The organism is Actinomycetota bacterium (assembly GCA_040905475.1).
GTDB lineage: Bacteria > Actinomycetota > AC-67 > AC-67 > AC-67 > DATFGK01.
Map to the genome: position 1 here is coordinate 21,883 of JBBDRM010000166.1, position 6,749 is coordinate 28,631.

General features: G+C 70.0%; 7 protein-coding genes. 1 reads left to right on the plus strand and 6 read right to left on the minus strand.

Features of this window, described 5'->3' with window-relative positions:
* Both WEB06_20345 and WEB06_20350 read right to left on the minus strand, forming a co-directional pair.
* On the minus strand, positions 1-1,078 hold a 1,078-nt coding region (locus tag WEB06_20345), incomplete at its 3' end, for an MFS transporter (GenBank protein ID MEX2557969.1).
* Between the two features lie 53 nt (positions 1,079-1,131).
* On the minus strand, positions 1,132-1,965 hold the full coding sequence (locus WEB06_20350; protein ID MEX2557970.1) for a DegV family protein: 834 nt from the start codon (positions 1,963-1,965) through the stop codon (positions 1,132-1,134).
* A gap of 120 nt (positions 1,966-2,085) precedes the next feature.
* On the opposite strand from WEB06_20350, the gene WEB06_20355 reads away from it, so the two are divergent.
* Positions 2,086-3,060 carry a lysophospholipid acyltransferase family protein gene (locus tag WEB06_20355; GenBank protein MEX2557971.1) on the plus strand — a complete coding sequence of 325 codons (975 nt, stop codon included), beginning with the start codon at positions 2,086-2,088 and terminating at the stop codon, positions 3,058-3,060.
* On the opposite strand, the gene WEB06_20360 is transcribed toward WEB06_20355, so the two are convergent.
* Genes WEB06_20360 through WEB06_20375 form a run of 4 tightly spaced genes read right to left on the minus strand, consistent with a single transcriptional unit; the run spans position 3,061 to position 6,665 of the window.
* Positions 3,061-3,699, minus strand: coding sequence for a class II aldolase/adducin family protein (locus WEB06_20360; GenBank protein MEX2557972.1), 639 nt, complete (start codon positions 3,697-3,699; stop codon positions 3,061-3,063). It abuts the gene before it with no gap.
* Positions 3,700-3,704: 5 nt separating this feature from the next.
* The gene (locus WEB06_20365) at positions 3,705-5,210 is read right to left on the minus strand and encodes an FGGY-family carbohydrate kinase (GenBank protein MEX2557973.1); all 1,506 of its coding nucleotides are present in this window, start codon (positions 5,208-5,210) and stop codon (positions 3,705-3,707) included.
* Positions 5,207-6,220 (minus strand): NAD(P)-dependent oxidoreductase, encoded by a 1,014-nt coding sequence (locus WEB06_20370; protein MEX2557974.1) that lies wholly within the window; start codon positions 6,218-6,220, stop codon positions 5,207-5,209. The genes WEB06_20365 and WEB06_20370 overlap by 4 nt, the downstream gene beginning before the upstream one ends.
* A gap of 34 nt (positions 6,221-6,254) precedes the next feature.
* Positions 6,255-6,665 carry a hypothetical protein gene (locus WEB06_20375; protein MEX2557975.1) on the minus strand — a complete coding sequence of 137 codons (411 nt, stop codon included), beginning with the start codon at positions 6,663-6,665 and terminating at the stop codon, positions 6,255-6,257.
* Positions 6,666-6,749: the final 84 nt, after the last annotated feature.

The following is a 6,749-nucleotide window of genomic DNA, read 5'->3' on the forward strand; positions in this document are numbered from 1 at the left end:
GGGCGACGCCGCGTGCGTCGGGCGGCGCGACGTCGCCGACGATCGAGGTCGGGCCCGGCCGCGAGTACCCGTTCGCGAAGCCCAGCACCGCCAGCAGCCCGATGAGCACCACCGCGCTCCGAACCGTGCCGAGTAGCGCGCAGATCACCGCGGTTACGGCGAGCGAAGGAACCATCGTCACTTTGCGTCCGAGACGGTCGGAGACGCTGCCGGCGTGCCAGATCACGATGAGGCTCGCAAGGGAGAGGACGGTGAACGGCAGACCGACCCCACCGTCGTCCCGCGCCAGGACGTCCACCCAGAACCCCGGGATGAGCGTCTGGAGTCCGCCGGTCACGTAGAAGCCCGCCGCGCTCCCGACCAGCGCCGCGCGGTACGCCGAGTCCGAGAACAAGGGGCGGAGCCGGGTCCAAGCGCGAACCGACGGCGCCGGGACCGAGACCGCCTCGATCTCCGGGCCTCCGTCGAGTGCGTCGGGGGGAACGGCCACACGGCTCATCACCCGCAGAACCAGCGGCGCGCACGCGAGGCAGATCCCGCCGTACACGAACAACGGAGCGCGGAGATCGGTCGCTGCCGCGAGGATGCCGCCGAAGACGGGCCCGAGCAGGAACCCGATCCCGAGCACGGCCTGGAACACGCTCATCGCCCGGCCGCGCTCCTCCGCCGAAACCATGCCGATCAGGTGTGCCATCAGCGCACCCAGGAAGAAAGCCGAGCCCACCCCGCCGAGCCCCCGCAGGACCACCAGCGCCGGATAGTTCGGCGCCGCGCCGGCGAGGATCGAGGAAAGACCCACGATGCCCGCCCCGAGAGCCGCCATGACCCGCTCGCCGTACCGGTCGATCAAGTTCCCGGCGACGAAGTCGGCCGCGAGGCGGGTCGCCGCGAAGACGGTGAGCAGCAATCCGACGCCGGCCTCGCCGACACCGAACCGCTTGGCGAACAACGGAAGCGTCGGAACGATCAAGCCGAAGCCGAACATGATCAGAAGCGAGACGCCGATGACGGCTCTGAACTCCGCTGATTTGAGCGGAGAGTTTTCGATCGCACGCGAACGCAGATTTCCGAGCGCCATGAGCCCGGCCATCCTAGCCGACCCGCGGTGGGCGCCTCCCGGCCGGACCCGGACTACGACCAGGCCGCGATCGCGAGCACGCCGGGTCCGGTGTGGGCGCCCATCAGCGGCGTGAACTCGGTGAGCAGGGTCTCGACGCAGTCGAGCTCGGCGGTGATCCGCGCGAGCAGCGCGTCCGCCTCTTCGGGAACGGCGGCGTGCGCGACCGCGCAACGCAGCGGCCCGTGCGCGGCCAAGGGACGCGTCTCATCCAGGATCCGCTCGATCGCCCGGGCGCGGGAGCGGGGCCGCCCGAGCTGCTCGATCTTGCCTCCCCGGAGGGCGAACACCGGTTTTATGTTCAGCGCGGTCCCCGCGTACGCAAGCAGCGCGTGGACGCGACCCGAGCGGCGGAGGAACTCGAACGTGTTGATGGTGGCCGCGAGCTGGGTCCGGGCGGCCACCTCCTCGGTACGCGCTACCACCTCATCCAGGCCCGCGTCTTCCGCGGCGAGTCGTGCGGCCTCGAGCGCCGCCCATCCCTCCCCCATCGACGCGCTCTTCGAATCGACGACCTTGACGCGGCCGCCGAGCTCGTTCGCCGCCCCGCGCGCCGAGTCGAACGAGACGCTGACGAACGACGCGACGGTCACACACACCACGCCTTCCGCATGCTCGAGTGCTCGCTCGAACGCCTCCCGGTAGTCACCGACCGACGGCGCTGCCGTCGACACGGGGACTTCTTCGCGCTCGAGCTTGGCATAGAACTCGTCGCGGGGAAGGTCGACGCCGTCTTGATAGACGCTCTCACCGAACTTCAGGTACATCGGCACGACGGAGATGCCGTGCTCCGCCGCCATCTCTGGCGGCAGGTTGGCCGCACTGTCGGTAACGACCGCGGTCCTCATCGTCCCTCCTGGAACCTCGTTCCGGCCCGAGGTTCGACGGGATATAGCACAGGGCCCGGGTCTCTACAATGCGGTCGACGCGCCGGATCGCCGTTCCTCCGCGACCGATAGGATGGGTTGGTGGCGATACGTGCGAATGCGCCCGCGGAGCATGTCTGTCTGGCGATGCCCGGCGGAAAGCCCTGCACCCGCGCCGCGTTGCCGGGCAAGCCCTACTGCGCCGAGCACCTCGGACCGCTTCGCGGCCGCAAGCCCCGCGATGCTCGCGAGTTCATGGAGGAGTGGCGCGAAGCCGCGGAGACCGCCATCGGCCGGCGCATGCGCGGCGAGGGCCCCGCGCGCGACGACCATGACCCCGAGCTCGTCAAAGCCGTCATGCCGCTGGCGTTTCCCCTCTATTCGCTGTATTGGCGGTGCGAGGTCCACGGCATCGAGAACATCCCGACGGAAGGGCCGGCCATCCTCGCGGCCAACCACTCGGGCACGATCCCGATCGACGGGGCGATGCTCAAGATCGCGACGCTCAAGGAACACGGACGCAACCCGTGGCTCCTCGCAGCCGACCTCGTCTTCAAGATCCCGCTCTTCCGCGACATCGTCCGGATCGCCGGCAACGCGCGCGCCGACCGTGCCGAGACCGTGGCATTGCTCCGCCGCGACGAGCTCATAGGCGTGTTCCCCGAAGGATTCAAGGGTATCGGCAAGGGTTGGAAGAAGCGGTATCAGCTCCAGCGTTTCGGTCGCGGTGGGTTCGTCGAGGTGGCCATGGAGGTCGGAGCGCCGATCATCCCGGTCGCGATCATCGGCGCCGAGGAAGCGTTCCCGATGATCGCCGACCTCAAGACCGTGGCGAGACGGTTCGGCCTCCCGTACTTCCCGATCACACCGACGTTCCCGTTGCTGGGCCCGCTCGGCGCGATCCCGCTGCCGTCGAAATGGTTGATCATCTTCGGCGAGCCGATCCCCACCGCACCGTTCGGCCCCGAGAGCGTTGACGACACGCAGCTCGTGCTCGAGATCACCGACCAGACGCGGCAGGCGGTCCAGGCGCTCCTGGTCGAGTATCTGCCGAAGCGGCGCAGCGCCTTCCTGTAGCTACTGCGACTGGAAGTACGTGAAGACCTGACGGTAGAGATCGCGTGCGTGCTCGGGGATCTCGCCGGGCTCTCCGAGAAGCTTCGTCCCCATGTAGATCAAGCCCGCGCGCTCGACCCGCGCGGTGTTCAGCAGCGCGTGGTCGATGTCCCGGCCGACGGCGACCATCCCGTGCGACGCGATGAACGCTGCGTTGTGCTCGCCGAGCGCGTCGGCGACCTGATCGGCGATCTCCTGGGTCCCGGACATCCCCCATTCGGCGACGCGCACCTCCTCGCCGATGTAGACGCCGAACTCGTCGAGGAACGCAGGGAGGGGTTTGCGCGCCGCGGCGAACATGCTGCCGACGATCGGATGCGAATGGATCACCGCCCCGACGTTCTCGCGGCGCTTGTAGCACTCGAGATGAACCTTGTGCTCGACCGAAGCGACCTTTTCTCCCTCGAGCACGTTGCCGTCGAGGTCCATGAGCACGACATCGTCCGGCGTGATCTCCAGATACGGAACCGATGACGGCGTGATGAGCGCTCCATCCGGGACGCGCATACTGACGTTCCCGGACGTGCCTTCGGTGAAGCCTCGCTGGAGCATCTGCCGGCCGCCCTCGACGACCTTCTCGCGCTCCGCCGGGTAATGCATGCCGGTCACCCGAGGTCCGAGACGCGCGCCACCGTCTGCTCGAAGCGCGCGCGCTGCTCCACCCAGGTGGCGTACATGCCTTCGTAGATCGCGGTCCATTCGGGTTCCGGCTGAACAACGTCGCCGCGGTCGTGCATGACGCCGGCGGCCTCGGCGATCGAGCCGAACGCACCCGCAGCAGCGGCCCCGACGATGCATCCACCGAGCCCGCTGGCCTGCGCCTCGCGCGCACGCCGGATCGGCCGGCCGAGCACGCTGGCGAGGATCCGGCCGAACGTCTGGCTGCGCGCGACGCCGCCGCAGAGGACCACCTCGGTGGCGGGAACGCCCACCTCGGCCAGCCACTCCATCCCGTGGCGCGCGCCGTAGGCGATGCCCTCGAGGACGGCCCGGGCGACGTCGGCGGGTTGCCGGCCGAGCGCCATCAAGGGGATCGGGAACAGCAAGCCACCGGTCCGCATCATCGGGTAATCGCCCATCCGCGTGGGCCCGGTGTCGATCGAGGTGACGCCGCCGGCCCCAGGCTCCGCGGACGCGGCGGCTTCGTCGAGCCACAGGTGGCCGCCCGGGTGGCCCAGGAGGTTCAGGTACCAGTCGAGCGCCGGACCGGCCTCACCGCAGTGGGCTTCCAGCAGGTACCGGCCGGGAACCGCGTGCGGTGAGGTCCAGAGACGCCGCTCGTTGTCGATGATCGGGCTGTCGACGACCAGCGTGACCGGCATCGTCGTCCCGGCGACGATGGCGACCGTTCCCGGCTCGGTCGCGCCCAGGCCGAGCGCCGCGCACTGGGTGTCGCCGCCGGCCGGCACGACGGGGGTCCCCGCGTGGAGGCCGAACTCGCGGGCCGCGGCCTCGGTGATCGACCCGACGGTGGTTGCGTGCCGTTGCAGGTCGGGCAGGATCTTCCGCGGCGTCGACAGCGCGTCGCACAGCGCGTCGCTCCACGAGCCGCGCGTGACGTCGTAGGCCAGCATCTCGGCCGCTTGCGTCGGCTCGGTCGCCGTCACCGCGCCGCCGGTGAGCCGCCACGTCGCCCAGTCGCTGAACGACAACGCTTTCGCGATCCGGTCGGCGAGAGCCGGCGCGTTGTTCCGGAACCACGCGAGGCGCGCCGGAAGGTACAAGAAGACCGGCAGCCGTCCGGCGAGCCGGTACACCAGCTCACCGTGCGAGCGCTCGAGCGCGATCCCTTCGCGCACGCCGCGCGCGTCGGAGTTCGGGCCCGCCGAAAGAACCTCGCCCTTCGCGTCGAGGAAGACCACGCCGGTCCGCTGGCTCGTCACCGCGACGGCGGCGATCGCGTCCGGGCGCGCGAGACTCGTGCGCACCGCCTCACGGCTCGCCGATGCGAGCGCGGCCCAAACGAGATCAGTGTCGAGCTCTTGGAATCCGTTCGCGTCGATCCGGTACTTCCATGCGCGCGTCGCAGCCCCGACCCGACGGCCGGAGGTGTCGGCGATCACGGCGCGGCCGCCGCTCGTCCCGATGTCGAGCGCGAGGATGAGGCTCACGGAGCTCCCCTTCCGGCGAACGCGGCCAACGCTTCAGGGTTTACGACGTTGACCGGCTCATCGCCGTCGATCAGGGAGCGGATCCCCTCGGCGACGAGGCTCGTCATCGTCTCCTCGGTCTCTTCAGTGGCGCCCCCGATATGGGGTGTGAGCACGAGATTCGGCATCTCGAGCAGGGGATGGTCGGCTGCCAGGAACTCGTTCGGGAAGTGGTCGAATGCGGCGCCCGCGATCCGCCCTGATCGCAGCGCCTCGAGCAGCGGCTCCTCGTCGGCGATACCGAAACGGGCGGTATTGACGAAGAATGCCCCCTGCTTGATCTTCCCGATCTCGCCGGCACCGAGGAGTCCGCGGGTGGCGGCGTTGAGGGGCGCGTGGACGCTCACGATGTCCGCCTCTGCGAGCATCTCTGCGAGGTCGGCGGGTTCCGCACCGGCGGCGCGCACGTCGTGCGGGTCGGCGAACGGATCCGCGGCCATCACACGGGCGCCGAGCGCCGACAGCCGGCGCGCCACGGCCTTGCCCACGGCGCCGCACCCGACGAGGCCCACCGTCATCGTCCGCATCTCGCGGCCTCGGTAGCGCTGGTACGCGATGCGGCCTTCGTCGATCCAGCGCCCTGCGCGAACGTCGTCGTCGGCCCGAACGATGCCGCGTAGCAACGTGTACATGAGCCCGAGCGCGAGGTCGGCGACCGCTTCGGCGTTGCGGCCCGGCGCGTGCACGACGGGCACGCCCGCGCGGGTCGCGGCGTCGACATCGATGTTGACGGGATCGGCGCGGCAGCTCGCGACGATGCGGATCTCGGGTCGGGCCTCGAAGAGCGTGCCCGGGACGTGGTCGGCCTCGACGATCAGGATCTCGACGCCGGCGGTGCGGGCGATCAGATCGTCCGCGCTGTGGAGCTTGACCGGCACGTATTCGCTCCACGGATCGATCTCGATCTCTCCAAGCGCCCGTAAGGCCTCCAGGCCGGGGCCGCGCAGGGGTGCCAGTGAGAGGAGCCGCATCGGAAGTCCGGGGAGTTTACCCTGACGTGCCCGGTTACTTCCCCTCGGCTCCGGCGTCCGGCCGGTCGGGCATCGCCTCGACCTCCGAAGCGTCCGCCGCGGCCTCGATGGGCTCGTCGTCGCCCTCGAACGCCTCGCCGGGGACGATCCCGTACCGAGCCCGGAACACGACGACGTTGAGATGGAGGAGGTCGTCGACGATCCGGGCCTCTTCATCGACGGCAGCCTGACGGTTGCCACCCCAGTCGCGCTCCATGACGATCCTCCCCTCACGGTCGAGGATCCGGACCACGTCGTGAGAGCCCTCGGGTATGGGGTACCCGAGCTCCGCGGCTTGCTCGGCGATCCGCCGCAGCTTGCGTCGGCTCGTTTTCACTCCGGTCGAGTCGCGCTCGACCCGGTAGTGGAGCGCCGCCCAGTCCTGTTCCGCCTTGGGTGAGTCCATCGGCGAAAAGGGTACCCGAGGCGACCGGCGCTCCAACATGGGTCGGGGGGGGGGGGGGGGGGGGGGGGGGGGGGGGGGGGGGGG

Bases quoted from the DNA above. Each gene is read 5' to 3' on its own strand.
- WEB06_20350 (MEX2557970.1), bottom strand. From the start codon at position 1,965: ATGAGGACCGCGGTCGTTACCGACAGTGCGGCCAACCTGCCGCCAGAG.
- WEB06_20360 (MEX2557972.1), bottom strand. From the start codon at position 3,699: ATGCATTACCCGGCGGAGCGCGAGAAGGTCGTCGAGGGCGGCCGGCAG.
- WEB06_20370 (MEX2557974.1), bottom strand. From the start codon at position 6,220: ATGCGGCTCCTCTCACTGGCACCCCTGCGCGGCCCCGGCCTGGAGGCC.
- WEB06_20375 (MEX2557975.1), bottom strand. From the start codon at position 6,665: ATGGACTCACCCAAGGCGGAACAGGACTGGGCGGCGCTCCACTACCGG.